This window comes from Eubacterium sp. BIOML-A2 (genome assembly GCF_009680135.1).
In the GTDB taxonomy this organism is placed as follows: Bacteria; Bacillota; Clostridia; order Lachnospirales; family Lachnospiraceae; genus Faecalicatena; species Faecalicatena contortus_B.
Genome location: NZ_WKZK01000013.1, coordinates 55,073 through 68,136, shown reverse-complemented (window position 1 = coordinate 68,136; position 13,064 = coordinate 55,073). Strand labels below are relative to the sequence as shown.

The following is a 13,064-nucleotide window of genomic DNA, read 5'->3' as shown; positions in this document are numbered from 1 at the left end:
CTATAGCTTGTGCCCGCATTCATTGCTGCATTCGGTACTGTGCTACACCTTAGATATTTAACTCCAGCTTTTACAGCCGCATTAACATTAAGGTAGTTTTTATTCAGGATTGTAGTACTTCCGTTCAAATTGCTATTTAGTTGAACAATTAAATATGGAACTTTTTAACCAGGACTTGCAAATGCAGTCCTATTTTATTGCCCGTCCGGAGGCGTATCCGGCAGAAAGGAATAAAGAATGGAAAAAATTATTTTGACAGACAACACCGAGATTGAGATTAAGGCAGGAGCCAGCCTGGGAGCTATTACGGCAACCGCAACAGATTTTACGGCGTTGGGGGTTATTGCAACAGCGTTGACAGCTCCGGGAAACATGGATAGCGTCAAGTTTAAGACAGGCGATACAATTACTGGAGAGTATGCCGATATGAAGCTGGAGAGTCCGTTGTTCCGGACTGTGGACATCGTGGGAGACAGAGTGGAGGCCACGTTTGCGATCCGCGAAAAGACAGAGGTGGAACTGGCAATTGAAGAACTGCGGGCCGGGCAAGAAGTACAGGACGGGGCCATAACCGATTTAGGGGATGTGGTGAGCACGATTGTAGAAGGAGGTATACAGTAATGGTTAAATTTTATTTGACTCGAATTGAAAAAGGATTAATCACAGTAGAAGAGGTACCGACGCTCTGGAGAGCTGCGGTAGAGGCAGGAATGAAAACAGAACAGTAGGGGAGTGGGCTTGATGGAACCAGAGATTGCAGTAGCCATCTGCTCACTGATCGGGACGCTGGTCGGCAGCCTGGCCGGTATTATGACGGCGAACAAGCTGTCTACATACCGGATTGAGCAGTTGGAAGAAAAAGTTAAAAAACACAATAACCTAGTGGAACGTATGATAATCGTTGAGCAGTCTACAAAGTCGGCACACCACCGGCTGGACGAGCTTTATGCGGAAAGAGAGGAATAATCATGAAAAACAGAGAGTATTGGATTGGGTGGGCGAAGAAAGCGGGAATCAGAGCATTAAAAACAGCTGCACAGACGGCGGTGGCGCTGCTTCCTGCGGCTGCAACTATCGCGCAGGTGGATTGGTTGACAGTAATCGGGACAGCAGCACTGGCCGGTGTAGCGTCGGTACTGACTTCTCTGGCCGGCCTGCCGGAACTCAATAACACAGATTCAGGGGATGCAGAATAAGCGTCCTCTTTTTAACAGAAGGAGATCGAATATGAATAGATTAATTATTGACGTAAGTGAGCATCAGGGGAACATTAACTGGGATCAGGTAAAGAGCACGGGAGTGGAGGGCGTAATCATCCGCTGCGGGTATGGTGACAATATCGCCAGCCAGGACGACAAGCAATGGAAACGGAACGCAGATGAGTGTACCCGCTTGGGGATCCCATTCGGGACATATATCTATAGCTATGCAACCAGCATGGCCCAGGCAGAGTCCGAGGCCCAGCATGTATTACGTTGCGTAAAAGGCTACAAGCTGTCTTACCCGATCTACCTGGATCTGGAGCACGCCGGGACAGAGGCCGGAGCTGTGGAACGTGCAAAGAGGTTCGGTGACATTATAGAGGCTGCCGGCTACTGGTGCGGAATCTATGCAAATTTAAGCTGGTGGAATAATTACCTGCCGGGGTTGGATCGATTTACGAAATGGATCGCGCAGTACAACAGCCAGTGCGATTATAACGGTAAAAATAAGGACATGTGGCAGTACAGTAGCACTGGCCGGGTGGCCGGGATCGGCGGCAATGTAGATATGAACGAATGCTATAGGGACCTTCCGGCAGAGATCAAAGGCGGATCCGGCAAGCCCAGCACTCCAAAGCCAACGCCTGCCCCAGCTCCAGCCCCACAGCCGGCCAAAACCCATACCGTCAAGAGTGGCGAGACGCTGTCAGAGATCGCGAACAGATACGGGACAACCTACCAGCATTTAGCCGCCATTAACGGGATCAGCAACCCTAACCTGATCTACGCGGGCCAGGTACTCAAGATCGACGGGACGGCGGCAGCTACCAAGACATATACGGTCAAGGGCGGAGATACGCTCTCCGGCATTGCAGCCAAATACAATACTACTTATCAGAAGTTGGCCCAGATCAACGGGATCAGCAACCCTAACCTGGTCCATCCGGGACAGGTGATCAAATTAGGATAGCATAATAATAGCCCGGGTCCATCAGGATTCCGGGCTGTTCTTTTATGTATCAAAGCATAACGAAATATTGTAATAAGTAATGTCCGTTTATATCTGTTTCATCTCTATCTAAATTTCTCTTACCGAATTGCTTAAAATTATTACTTTCATAAAAGGTTGTTAACTTAGGACAATCTTCACATTCAAGGTATACAAATCGCCCTCCTATATCATGTTGCGCACTTTTTATTTTTTCTATAGCAAGTTGCAATAAATCCGAACCAGAAATAAGTGAATCATTTCCATCTGCATAATTTTTCCCTAATTGTCCAATCAGGGGAGCGGATACAGTGTATTCATTTTTCTTTTCATCAAAAATCCCATGCTCTCTTAACTTTCTGGCTTCTTTACTGTTTACTGCACTTCTTTGGATTGTTATGACCTTGGGGGATATAGTGTAATACCCTACCAGCTCCTTTTCGCTACTATCTTCTGTTGTCCAATAAATTAGATGCGTTTTAGAAAAACCTCTCTTTGAAAACTCTATGGCTTTTGTTTTTAGAAAATGTTCAACGTCTAAATTAAGTGGGCACGAAAAAGAGGAGAGGATACGTTTAGCTTCATCCTCTCCTAATTGATCTACTATGTCGCTTAAATTAAATTCTACAAAATGTGTTGCTGGAGTAATATCTGATAAGTTCACTATTTTCCAAAAAACTCCTTAATTTTATCGCCTGTAATTTCTTTGCATTTTCGTGAAAGCTGTGCAGGTTTATATTTAGTGTTTTCCGCCTCACTTAAAGCGTTTACAAATGTACGGGCGAGTCGTTTGTCTTTGATATTGACATCTTTTAATATGCTTTTTGTAGCCATACTCGTCACCTCCTAAATACTTTATGACACAACTTTTGCAATTCCTCACCACAATTATTACATAAAAAGATATACTCTAATATACTTTAATGTATCTTATAGTTTTCTTTCATGTACCTTTATTATATCCATTTTTTTGGATAAATCAATAGTTTTGATGAAATGTTAACAAATAATTTTCAAATTTTTATACGAAAATATGTTCTGTTTATACAAAGAAAATACAAAGTACTATAAATGTGCAACAGTTCATTGCATATTGCAACTAAATCTAGATTCAGATTATGTCTATATACATAGCGTTTGTAAGAATTAAAATTGAGAGTCCATTTAGTGAGAAACAAATAACGTATTGCCCGGAACCATCAGGCCCCGGGCAAGAATGTAGTGGGAAAGGAACTAATTTTGAGGAGTAGTTCCAATCTCATAATCATTCTAACATATCGACGATTAATCAGCAACAAAATGTGTCTTTTGTCCACTAATACCCTTGTTTTCTAGCCAATTTTCCAATTTGACTAAAAAAAATTTCACAAAGTGCTTCAACGCCTTTAAATATAAGGAGTTGAAGACACCTATTCTGACTAAAACTTGACTAAAACTTTTCGGAATTTCTGGGTATATTTAAGGAATTTTGAGGATTTCTCGAAAACATGTTCGATTCAAAAAAACCGCTAAAAAAAGCCGCAACCCCTTGAAAACCCCGGGTTTGCGGCCTTTTTTACGAAAGCTGGAAATCGGACTTGAACCGACGACCCCTTCATTACGAGTGAAGTGCTCTACCTACTGAGCTATTCCAGCCTGTGGCTCGTCAGACGAACCTTGATTATTATATCTCTTTTTTCTATGAATTTCAACTGTTTTTTTTAAAACGTCTATTATTTTAAAATCATTTGACAAATTTTTCTTTTATGCTAATATAGTTCATTGAAGAACAGTTCTTGAGTGAACTATGTTTTGCGTGAGCGGGTCAGTTAAACTAATCAATCAGGAGGCAGAATGATGATTTCTACAAGTGAATTTTTATCTATTACGAATCAATTCAATAAGCTGTACAGCGGAAGCATTAATGCGGTTGCGGCCGGGTACGGCATGAGTAAAGTGGAAGTGGATGTACTTTTATTTCTTCATAATAATCCTCAGTACGATACAGCCAGAGATATCGTGGAGTACCGCCATATAGCCAAATCTTATGTATCTAAGGCAGTTGAACTGCTGGTAAAGAGAGGGGCGCTTTCAATCAGGGAAGACGATAAAGACAGAAGAATCAGCCATCTGCAGGTTACAAAAGAAGCAGCCGGGCCGCTTGAAAAAGCGCTGGAGGCACAGGCCGCGGTTATGGAGCGGGTTTTCAGGGGGATTACGAGTGAAGAAAAACAGATGTTTGCTAAAATTCTCTATCGTATATCAGGTAATCTGGACACAATGAAACGAGGTGAGGAATGATGATAGTGAAGATACTTGTCTGTCTGGCCGCTGGAATGGGGGCCGGGATCGGAACGGGACTGGCGGGACTTTCTGCGGCGGCAGTGATCTCCCCCATGCTGATTACTTTTCTGGGATTTGATGCATATGAAGCGGTGGGAATATCACTGGCATCTGATGTGCTTGCATCGGCAGTCTCTGCTTATACATATGGAAAACATAAAAACTTGGATATCAAAAACGGGATCGTGATGCTCCTTACCGTCCTGGTATTCACCCTGTTCGGCAGTTATATCGCTTCTTTGGTTCCGAATACGACAATGGGAAGCTTTTCTGTCTTTATGACACTGCTTCTGGGTATTAAGTTTATCGTAAAACCGGTGATGACGACAAAAGAAAAGCAGGCGGAAAAAAGCGTCAGGACAAAAATTATCCAATCAATTCTGTGCGGAATCGTGATCGGATTTATCTGCGGATTTATTGGTGCAGGCGGAGGCATGATGATGCTTCTGATGCTGACAAGTATTCTGGGATATGAATTAAAGACAGCCGTGGGGACGAGTGTTTTCATCATGGCATTTACGGCTTTTACAGGTGCCGTATCCCATTTTTCAATCAGCGGCGGGCTGCCGGATATACCTGCCCTTGTGTTATGTATTCTGTTTACTTTGATTGGCGCGAGATTAGCGGCTAAATTTGCGAATAAAGCCCCGGCGAAGACTCTGAACCGGGCTACAGGGATTGTTCTGTCTGTGCTGGGGATTGCGATGATTGCAGTGAAAATTTTCTAAAAGAGCCGCCAGAGTGCGGCATCCGGACGGGAAAGCCGGCACTTCGGGAGCGGAACAGGAGGGAACGGGAGATGTGCGTGAATTGACGATTCGTTTGTGGGGGTTTAGTTGTCGTGCCCTATGTAAATTTCACATAGGGCAGTTCCTTTTTATTTGTAGCTGTGGTTTGACAGTGCTTCTATAAGGCGGAAGACCTGCTCTGTGCTGTCTGTAAGGTTTTGAGCAGCATTTTCCGGGATGAGGGCCTCTTCCAGGGTGGTAATTCCACGCACTATGGGGAAGTAGGCGTCTATTCCGGCGCTGTTGCAGGCACGTGCATCCGGGGTGACGCTTCCGGCGAATGCCAGAACTTTGGCGCCGTATTTTTTGGCGAGGGCGGCCACTCCGGCGGGGGCTTTACCCATGGCAGTCTGGTTGTCAAGACGGCCTTCTCCTGTGATTACGATGTCTGCGGTTTTCATTTCTTCTTCCAGGCGGACTGCATTCAGGATCAGGTCAATGCCGGGGGTAAGACGGGCGTTCAGGTAACTGAGGAGGGCAAAACCGAGGCCTCCGGCTGCACCGGCTCCGGGAGCGGCGGCGTGGCTGACGCCAAAGTTGTCAGCGGTGATTTGGGCAAAATGGTCCATGGCGGCGTCCAGTAAGGGCTTCATCTCTTCGGTAACCCCTTTTTGCGGGCCGTATATGTATGTGGCGCCGTTGCTGCCGCAAAGGGGATTGGTTACGTCGCAGGCGGCCTGAAAAGTACATTCGGACAGCCATGGTAAGACGTGATCGCTGCAGATGCTGGTAATTCCGGCGAGGGCCTGGGCGCCTTGGCCTGCACCAAGTCCGTTCTCATCCAGAAATTCATATCCAAGTGCCTGGAGCATGCCGATTCCGCCATCGTTGGTTGCACTTCCGCCGATTCCGATGATAAAATTGCGGCATCCTTTTTCTGCCGCATCTTTGATCAGTTCTCCTACACCGTAGGTGGTGGCGGCCATTGGATTTCGTTTGTCTCTTGGAATCAGGGTGATCCCGGCGGCAGAGGCCATTTCGATAATGGCGGTGTGGGTTTCTTTCAGATATCCGTAACAGGCGCATACCGGTTCGCCCAGAGGGCCTGTTACGGTGAGTTCTATGCGCTCCCCGCCCAGCCCTTCTATGAGGGCATCGGTTGTGCCTTCGCCTCCGTCCGCCAGCGGTCTGACAATCACATTTGCTAGAGGATTGGCTTTTTGAATACCTTCCCGGATCGCACGTCCGGCTTCCATAGAACTTAAACTGCCTTTAAAAGAATCAACAGCAACTACTATCTTCATAATAAAACCTCCGTATTTGAAATATAATTTTTATTGATTGATTAGACGAATAGTTACGCAGCAGAATGCCATTTTGCCGCAAAGCAGAGACATACGGAATATACCCATTTTGTTCATAGTGGACTATAGCTTTTTAGCCATAAACAGGCATGGGTTTTCTTCATCCCAATGAAGTGGAAAAATCTCTAATGGCACGAAACCCATCTTGTGGTAAAATCTCCTGGTTCTCTCATAGGGTTCATATTGAACGGTATCGGCTAATGTTTTAACGGTTAAAAATTCGAAATTGTTGGAACAACAATATTCTTCCACAGCCGATATAAGTCTTGTGCCTAAACCGCCACGCTGATACCTGTTGATAACACCCATGACGCATACCTCGGCCGTATATGTATTATGAATTTTTATCGCAACAAATCCAACAGGAGTCTGCTCATCAAATACTGCATAAAAAGGCATCGTCTTGACTTTACTAACATAATCAACAATAGATGCCTCAACTCCAAACCAATCGGGTAACTCACGCAAAATAATATTGCATATATCGGACTTAACTTTTTGATCAAAAACTTCTTGTATTTGCATCTCTTACACCTCACAAAATATAAAATTTTTTCTATGTTACATTTGAGTTTGTTTGAAAAGAACGTAGTATAATCTCCTGCTTGTTTTCCATATCATTCAAGGTGTGCTTATGGACATCCAATTAAAAAACAAATAGGGTTTTATATTAAAATCATAACCTACAAATCAAGGAAAGAACTGTGTTTATGCGGGGTTATATCATTTCACATCGAATCGCTTACTATTGCCATTTACTATTCTTTAGTACAGACACAGAGACAATGATGTCCTGCATGTATTTAGTATATCAAAATTTCAGCGCACAGCCATGTTGCAGATACTAAAAATAGAAGAAAAATCTGTTAATGTTTGTTATTAGTAACAAAGCGTGTTTGAAAATCATCCCCGCATACAGTGGTATAAATAAACAAGGAACTTTATGAATGCTGCTTGCAGAGTAAAGCAAACTGCAGCATGAAAGCATCATGGAATATCCGCGGATTGAGTCCGGTTCTTTCAGTGATCTTGTCCAATTGGTACTGCAGAGTATTCTTGTGGATAAAGAGTTCCTCGGAAGCAGTTTTTAAAGAAAGGCTGCAGTTGAAGTACGTTTTCAAGATATGCAGCTCCCTGGGGTTCAGCTGCTTTAGGACATGATCCGCATAAAGCCTCTGTATGCTGCCTGGCAGGCTTTCCATGACAAACTCAATGGAAATGTCTTCTATATCACAGAATACGGCGTTCCGCTGCCGTGCATGTTCCCGGGCGATCTGGGCACTGTGATAGGACTGGTTCAGTTGATAGAGTGTACAAAACGGCCCCATGCCGGAATGAACACGTTCCTGAAACCTGCTGCTGAATTCAGACGGAGAAAAACGGCCATAGGTTTCCCTGTCAAATATGACGACCCACTCATTGGGATAAAGATAAAGGGAGAGCCGGCATCCCAGAGCGGCAAAATAAAAACGCAGTGCAGGCTCCAGGGTGGTGTCCGGCATTTTTATAGAAAGCACGGCATATTCCCGGGCGGGATCGAGCGCGTATTTATCCAGAAGCAATTCCAGCTGCTTCTGATTCTGAATGTTGTCATAAATAAGCGATGTCACCAGATAATGCAGGGATCGGTTTTCAGAGAGCATTTCTTCATTCAGCTGCTGCTCCTTGAGAAAAACTTCTGTGATTTTAGTAATGAGGAAGCCGAACTGCCTGAGTTCATCCGGATTTCCGGTGATTCCTATTGCAGCGACTGGATGCCCTTCCAGAAAAATGGGGTAGTTAATTCCATTCTGTGTGCCTTTAAAACGATGTCCGCTGTCTACATATACGGGGGCGCCGGTTTTCACAGCTTCACTGCCGGCCTCATGGAAAGTACCGATTCGCTGAGGATTCGTACTGCCGATGATGATGCCGGAGGCATTGATCAAGTTGATGTCATTTTTGACCACCTCGTAGACTGCATTGACAATCTGTGAGGCGAGCTGCCTGGAAAGTTCCATAGAGAGTCCTCCTGTCTGGTTGATATGTATATTGTAATATACTTTTGGTATCAATGCCAGGAAATGTTTTCCTATGGCAGACAAAATGAGCAAATTAAAAAACCACCGCTGACCGGCTGTGCCAGCCAGTTGGCAGATGGTTTATATTTTATATGAGGTGATTTAGTTTACTTCCGTGTACGCATTATCACCAAGCCAAGCCTGAAGAGAGGAAATATCATATACGGGTGGATTAGCAGCCCCCCAATTTCCTATACTTATATTTTTAACATCTGGTGCTTTATATACTTTTCCATCCACATAGATCAAATTAGCATACCATGAGCCCCAACTAGTGGAAGAAGTATTGGCGAAGAGAATAACGGGAGGACTGTCCTGTTTGATGCTGCCTAAATAATAAGGGTGCCAATACAAATCCTTGTTTTCAAAAGGTGTTCCCTTTTTCTGAGAATCTGTTACCGATAAGAGCCCTCCGTTATTTACTGCATTTTCTATAAGTTTATTGCGGTCCAGAGAAGTTAGTTTAGGATCCTTTTTTTGTTCTGTAATAAAGTCGCTCGCCTGTTTTACAAAATTATTCATCCTCGTAAGGGTAGCAGTTCCCTCTACGTCTATGTAAATCCGGGGATCATGTTTGATATCATAAATCACATGAAGATTGTTTTCCGATAAATATCCGAAGGATAAGATCTCCGCATCATCGTCTTCAAACTGTATAGTAGTCTCAAATGATCCGCCTGCGTTCGCCTGTTTCAAGATTACAGGCCTGCTGTCGTTCAGGATCTGCGAGGTAAGGGTTCCTTCGGCAGCAAGATCAACGGCAGTCCTGGCAGCAGCCTGAAGTACTTCGCTGCACTCATTAATAGCAGCAGCATTTTTGGCTTTAGACACATATCTTAAGAGTGAAGGGACAAGGACGGCCGCTAATACTAAAATGATAACAATCACAACAATTAATTCGACTAATGTGAACCCACCGTTTTTCCGCTTCATAAAATACCTCCACAGATATTCTCTTTTGTAAAATGTGGGTTCAGTATAGCATTTTCAACGGAAGATTTCAATGTGATTTAGCGTTACTATTTACGGGACCGTGCACCACGATGCACGACATCTGCGCCAATAAAGTGATGGGGCCGGGCATCTGGCTCCTAGCCACAGGCGGCTTTAAATGAGCCGGATGCCGTTATTATGTACGGCCCATAGGCCATGAATAGTAACGAGTTGGCAGTGTGATGCAAGAAATAATAATTTATCTATTGTGACAGGTTTTCTAATATACTATAATAAAACAATGAGTCTTTGCAGTAACAGTTCAGGCAGGCCTGAACTGTTACGCAGTGTGAAGTTAAATCATGAATCAGCAGAAGCAAGATAACAAAATACAAACTAAGATCCGGAAAAAAGTTGAAATCATTTTCCGGCAAAATGAAGACGAGGGTGATGGAATGAAGAAGATAGGGTTTATTGGAATAGGAATCATGGGGAAATCTATGGCGCGAAATCTGATGAAAGCGGGCTATGAACTGCATGTCTTTGCACGGGACAAAGCGAAGGCAGAAGATTTAATTGCAGAGGGGGCGCTTTTCCATGACACGATCAAGAGCTGTGTGGCGGGATGTGAGGCCGTTATTACAATTGTGGGATTCCCAAAGGATGTGGAAGAGGTATATTTTGACGCAGGCAATATTTTGGACAGTGCAGAAGCAGGAGCATATTTGATCGATATGACAACGACCAGCCCGCAGATCGCGGAGAAAATATATACAGAAGGTACAAAGAAAGGCTTCCATGTAATGGATGCCCCTGTAACCGGCGGTGATACCGGAGCAAAAGAGGGAACCCTCTCTATCCTTGCCGGCGGGGACCGGGCGGACTACGAAGCGTGTCTTCCGCTGTTTGAAGCTATGGGGACAAATATCAATTATCAGGGGAAGGCCGGTTGCGGACAGCACTGCAAGCTTGCAAATCAGATTATGATTGCCGGGGCGCTGTCGGGAGTCTGTGAGGCGCTTGCCTACGCCAGGGCAAAAGGGCTGAACCTGGAAATTGTTTTAAAATCAGTATCCACTGGTGCGGCAGGCAGCAGACAGCTGGATACATTCGGGCCGAAGATTCTGGCTGACGATTATGCGCCCGGATTTTTTATGAAGCATTTTATAAAGGACATGAAACTGGCTTTAATTGAGGCAAATATGAGTGAGCTGGATCTGGGGATGCTCAGCCAGGTGCTTGCTAACTGTGAAGAACTGGAAGCAGAAGGATATGGAGAGCTGGGAACACAGGCGCTGATAAAGTACTATGAATAGGCGGCAGGCCGCTTAATCCGGGCGGCGGAAAACGTACAGTAGAAAAGGGTGCAGGCTATGAAATTGACGATATTAGGTACAGGAAATGCAACGGTGACAGACTGCTATAATACGTGCTTTGCTTTGTCGGAGGAACATCGGCATTTTCTGGTAGATGCAGGGGGCGGCAATCAGATCCTCCGGATTCTGAAGAAGACGAATATACCGTTGGAAGAGATCCACGATATATTTATTACACATGAGCACATAGATCATCTGCTGGGGTTGTTCTGGCTGATAAGAATGATCGGGCAGAACATGAATCAGGGAAAATATGAGGGAAAGGTCAGGATTTACTGCCACAGCGGTCTGATCCCGACGATCACAACGATAGCGGAACTGACGATCATGAAAAAGGTGACGAAACACCTTGGAGAACGTATTCAGCTGATTCCGCTTGAAAGCGGGGATACGAAACAGATACTGGGCTGCGAAGTTACCTTTTTTGATATAGGATCAACAAAGGCCCGGCAGTTTGGATTTACTTTGAAAACCGCGGACGGGAAAAAGCTGTCCTGCTGCGGGGATGAACCGTATAATCCGTGTGAAGAGGAGTATGTCAGAGACAGCGACTGGCTGATGCATGAAGCATTCTGCCTATACCGGGAAGCAGATAAATTTAAGCCATACGAAAAACATCATAGTACGGTAAAAGAGGCATGTCAGCTGGCAGAGCAGCTGAGAGTCCCAAATCTGATACTTTATCATACAGAAGAAACGCATTTGGAGGAACGGAAAGAACTATATACCGAAGAAGGAAGAAAATATTACAGCGGAAATCTGTATGTACCGGATGACCAGGAAGTCTTCCGGATCTAGCAGATTTTGTGCTGTAAAAGTGAAATAAACGGGCGTACTTGCTCAGAATATATATTTTGAGATGAAAAGAACAAAGAAAGCACAATAATAGCTTCAAATCTCATGAAAATTAAAAAGTAATTAGGCAAATGAGCCACAGCTTATTGACAAAAACTGACAAACAGAGGTAAAATCAAACCAGTATCAGATACGCATGTCATGATGCATGACATGCGGTCTTTCCGGGAGTCATATTATTGATTCTATTCGGTGCAAAGGGAGGACGACTAACATTATCCAGGAGGAAAAATTTATGTTTAAAAAATTAAGACAGAAGGCTAAAAATAAGAAAGGGTTTACGCTGGTTGAACTGATTGTTGTAATTGTAATTATTCTGGTTCTTGCGGCGGTATTGGTCCCAAGTTTATTGAGATATGTAGATAAAGCCAATAAAGCTAATTGTAAAGCTGATGCAGCAACTATCTTATCTCAGTTGCAGGCAGACTATGCAGCCAGCCAGGCGAATGAGCAGACAGGTGTGTCTGCATTAGGTGATGATTATAAAGTAAATGGTGTTGAAGTTTTGAACAGAGCGGCAACTGTTGCAGCACCTGCTAACAAAGCTGTATATACTGTGACGGCAGTTGCTGATTCAAGCGCTGGTGCCCAGACTTATAACGAAATTACTCGGTTTGCATATAACAACGGTAAGTATACTGCAACTTGGAATATGAATGGTGGAACTGGAGTTACTGCAGGCTGGACAGTAACAAAGAACTAATTCTTGAATTTAGTTCCAGAGAGGAGGTTCATAATTACATATGCCCAAGCAAAATTATGAATCCCTCATCTACAAAAACAAGTTCCTAAGAGCATGTAAAACGGCTCTCATAGTCCTGCTGATCTCCGCAGTGGTTCTTGCACCGACCCTGTGGATATGGGACCAGTCAGTTCAGGAACGGCAGGCTCTGCGTGAAGCGAAGAATGTTGTTCTGAACATGAATCTCCTAAGCCTGGAGTATTATGGCTCCCCCACCTCCATAATGGACAGAACCCGTTCAAGCGGGATGGTGAAGTCTGCGGAGGAGGAGATCGTCAGTTATTCAGGAGCGGAGGGAGAGATCCATTTAGTTTCATGGAATACCAGAAAGAACTGCGTAGATACCATGAGTTATCGGAAGGGAAGATTTTTGGTGCAGTATCAGTATGAGTCAACTGATGATACTGATACATGGGAAGTCTACTGGAAGATTCATCAATATGCTGATTAGATGAGGAGTGGGAATTTATTCGGTTGAAACCGGGTGAATTCCC

At 44.3% G+C, this 13,064-nt stretch carries 16 protein-coding genes and 1 tRNA gene; 10 read left to right on the top strand and 7 right to left on the bottom strand.

Annotated elements, in window-relative coordinates:
• The first annotated feature begins 237 nt into the window (after positions 1–237).
• The 4 genes from GKG43_RS07025 (at position 238) to GKG43_RS07010 (ending at position 2,172) form a co-directional block, all read left to right on the top strand.
• Entirely contained in the window at positions 238–621 is a 384-nt protein-coding gene (locus tag GKG43_RS07025) for a hypothetical protein (protein WP_055152228.1), read from the top strand.
• A gap of 120 nt (positions 622–741) precedes the next feature.
• Positions 742–966, top strand: a complete 225-nt coding sequence (locus GKG43_RS07020) for a hypothetical protein (RefSeq protein WP_055152230.1) — start codon at positions 742–744, stop codon at positions 964–966.
• A gap of 2 nt (positions 967–968) precedes the next feature.
• A complete protein-coding gene (locus tag GKG43_RS07015; protein WP_055152232.1) occupies positions 969–1,196 on the top strand; it encodes a holin in 228 nt (75 codons plus the stop codon).
• A 31-nt stretch (positions 1,197–1,227) separates the two neighbouring features.
• Positions 1,228–2,172: a LysM peptidoglycan-binding domain-containing protein gene (locus GKG43_RS07010; protein WP_129878902.1), complete on the top strand. Its 945-nt coding sequence runs from the start codon at positions 1,228–1,230 to the stop codon at positions 2,170–2,172.
• A 49-nt stretch (positions 2,173–2,221) separates the two neighbouring features.
• Here GKG43_RS07010 and GKG43_RS07005 read toward each other — a convergent pair whose 3' ends face one another.
• The 3 genes from GKG43_RS07005 to GKG43_RS07000 all read right to left on the bottom strand — a co-directional run bounded on the left by GKG43_RS07005 (position 2,222) and on the right by GKG43_RS07000 (position 3,825).
• Complete coding sequence (locus GKG43_RS07005) at positions 2,222–2,854, bottom strand: hypothetical protein (protein ID WP_055153979.1); 633 nt, start codon at positions 2,852–2,854, stop codon at positions 2,222–2,224.
• Complete coding sequence (locus tag GKG43_RS22890) at positions 2,854–3,024, bottom strand: hypothetical protein (RefSeq protein ID WP_087148825.1); 171 nt, start codon at positions 3,022–3,024, stop codon at positions 2,854–2,856. Before GKG43_RS22890 ends, GKG43_RS07005 begins: the two co-directional genes overlap by 1 nt.
• A 728-nt stretch (positions 3,025–3,752) precedes the next feature.
• Positions 3,753–3,825, bottom strand: a tRNA-Thr gene (locus GKG43_RS07000).
• Between the two features lie 198 nt (positions 3,826–4,023).
• Between GKG43_RS07000 and GKG43_RS06995 the strand changes: the two genes are divergently transcribed.
• Both GKG43_RS06995 and GKG43_RS06990 read left to right on the top strand, forming a co-directional pair.
• Positions 4,024–4,470: a MarR family transcriptional regulator gene (locus tag GKG43_RS06995; RefSeq protein ID WP_082202820.1), complete on the top strand. Its 447-nt coding sequence runs from the start codon at positions 4,024–4,026 to the stop codon at positions 4,468–4,470.
• On the top strand, positions 4,470–5,240 hold the full coding sequence (locus GKG43_RS06990) for a sulfite exporter TauE/SafE family protein (RefSeq protein ID WP_055153977.1): 771 nt from the start codon (positions 4,470–4,472) through the stop codon (positions 5,238–5,240). The genes GKG43_RS06995 and GKG43_RS06990 overlap by 1 nt, the downstream gene beginning before the upstream one ends.
• A gap of 149 nt (positions 5,241–5,389) precedes the next feature.
• On the opposite strand, the gene GKG43_RS06985 is transcribed toward GKG43_RS06990, so the two are convergent.
• From GKG43_RS06985 to GKG43_RS06970, 4 genes are all read right to left on the bottom strand, one after another.
• Positions 5,390–6,544, bottom strand: a complete 1,155-nt coding sequence (locus tag GKG43_RS06985; RefSeq protein WP_055153975.1) for a glycerate kinase — start codon at positions 6,542–6,544, stop codon at positions 5,390–5,392.
• 123 nt (positions 6,545–6,667) lie between these two features.
• Positions 6,668–7,129, bottom strand: a complete 462-nt coding sequence (locus GKG43_RS06980) for a GNAT family N-acetyltransferase (protein WP_055153973.1) — start codon at positions 7,127–7,129, stop codon at positions 6,668–6,670.
• A 416-nt stretch (positions 7,130–7,545) separates the two neighbouring features.
• Positions 7,546–8,604 carry a sugar diacid recognition domain-containing protein gene (locus GKG43_RS06975; RefSeq protein WP_129878901.1) on the bottom strand — a complete coding sequence of 353 codons (1,059 nt, stop codon included), beginning with the start codon at positions 8,602–8,604 and terminating at the stop codon, positions 7,546–7,548.
• 162 nt (positions 8,605–8,766) lie between these two features.
• Positions 8,767–9,597 carry a prepilin-type N-terminal cleavage/methylation domain-containing protein gene (locus tag GKG43_RS06970; RefSeq protein WP_050639630.1) on the bottom strand — a complete coding sequence of 277 codons (831 nt, stop codon included), beginning with the start codon at positions 9,595–9,597 and terminating at the stop codon, positions 8,767–8,769.
• 455 nt (positions 9,598–10,052) lie between these two features.
• Between GKG43_RS06970 and GKG43_RS06965 the strand changes: the two genes are divergently transcribed.
• The 4 genes from GKG43_RS06965 to GKG43_RS06950 all read left to right on the top strand — a co-directional run bounded on the left by GKG43_RS06965 (position 10,053) and on the right by GKG43_RS06950 (position 13,021).
• Positions 10,053–10,913 carry an NAD(P)-dependent oxidoreductase gene (locus GKG43_RS06965; protein ID WP_129878900.1) on the top strand — a complete coding sequence of 287 codons (861 nt, stop codon included), beginning with the start codon at positions 10,053–10,055 and terminating at the stop codon, positions 10,911–10,913.
• A gap of 57 nt (positions 10,914–10,970) precedes the next feature.
• On the top strand, positions 10,971–11,771 hold the full coding sequence (locus tag GKG43_RS06960) for an MBL fold metallo-hydrolase (protein ID WP_129878899.1): 801 nt from the start codon (positions 10,971–10,973) through the stop codon (positions 11,769–11,771).
• A gap of 292 nt (positions 11,772–12,063) precedes the next feature.
• Positions 12,064–12,531 carry a prepilin-type N-terminal cleavage/methylation domain-containing protein gene (locus tag GKG43_RS06955; RefSeq protein WP_055153971.1) on the top strand — a complete coding sequence of 156 codons (468 nt, stop codon included), beginning with the start codon at positions 12,064–12,066 and terminating at the stop codon, positions 12,529–12,531.
• Positions 12,532–12,571: 40 nt separating this feature from the next.
• Positions 12,572–13,021, top strand: a complete 450-nt coding sequence (locus GKG43_RS06950) for a hypothetical protein (RefSeq protein ID WP_129878898.1) — start codon at positions 12,572–12,574, stop codon at positions 13,019–13,021.
• Positions 13,022–13,064: the final 43 nt, after the last annotated feature.

Coding starts and splice junctions, on each gene's coding strand:
- GKG43_RS07025 (WP_055152228.1), top strand. CDS start 238: ATGGAAAAAATTATTTTGACAGACAACACCGAGATTGAGATTAAGGCA.
- GKG43_RS07020 (WP_055152230.1), top strand. CDS start 742: ATGGAACCAGAGATTGCAGTAGCCATCTGCTCACTGATCGGGACGCTG.
- GKG43_RS07015 (WP_055152232.1), top strand. CDS start 969: ATGAAAAACAGAGAGTATTGGATTGGGTGGGCGAAGAAAGCGGGAATC.
- GKG43_RS07010 (WP_129878902.1), top strand. CDS start 1,228: ATGAATAGATTAATTATTGACGTAAGTGAGCATCAGGGGAACATTAAC.
- GKG43_RS22890 (WP_087148825.1), bottom strand. CDS start 3,024: ATGGCTACAAAAAGCATATTAAAAGATGTCAATATCAAAGACAAACGA.
- GKG43_RS06995 (WP_082202820.1), top strand. CDS start 4,024: ATGATGATTTCTACAAGTGAATTTTTATCTATTACGAATCAATTCAAT.
- GKG43_RS06990 (WP_055153977.1), top strand. CDS start 4,470: ATGATAGTGAAGATACTTGTCTGTCTGGCCGCTGGAATGGGGGCCGGG.
- GKG43_RS06985 (WP_055153975.1), bottom strand. CDS start 6,544: ATGAAGATAGTAGTTGCTGTTGATTCTTTTAAAGGCAGTTTAAGTTCT.
- GKG43_RS06980 (WP_055153973.1), bottom strand. CDS start 7,129: ATGCAAATACAAGAAGTTTTTGATCAAAAAGTTAAGTCCGATATATGC.
- GKG43_RS06975 (WP_129878901.1), bottom strand. CDS start 8,604: ATGGAACTTTCCAGGCAGCTCGCCTCACAGATTGTCAATGCAGTCTAC.
- GKG43_RS06970 (WP_050639630.1), bottom strand. CDS start 9,597: ATGAAGCGGAAAAACGGTGGGTTCACATTAGTCGAATTAATTGTTGTG.
- GKG43_RS06965 (WP_129878900.1), top strand. CDS start 10,053: ATGAAGAAGATAGGGTTTATTGGAATAGGAATCATGGGGAAATCTATG.
- GKG43_RS06960 (WP_129878899.1), top strand. CDS start 10,971: ATGAAATTGACGATATTAGGTACAGGAAATGCAACGGTGACAGACTGC.
- GKG43_RS06955 (WP_055153971.1), top strand. CDS start 12,064: ATGTTTAAAAAATTAAGACAGAAGGCTAAAAATAAGAAAGGGTTTACG.
- GKG43_RS06950 (WP_129878898.1), top strand. CDS start 12,572: ATGCCCAAGCAAAATTATGAATCCCTCATCTACAAAAACAAGTTCCTA.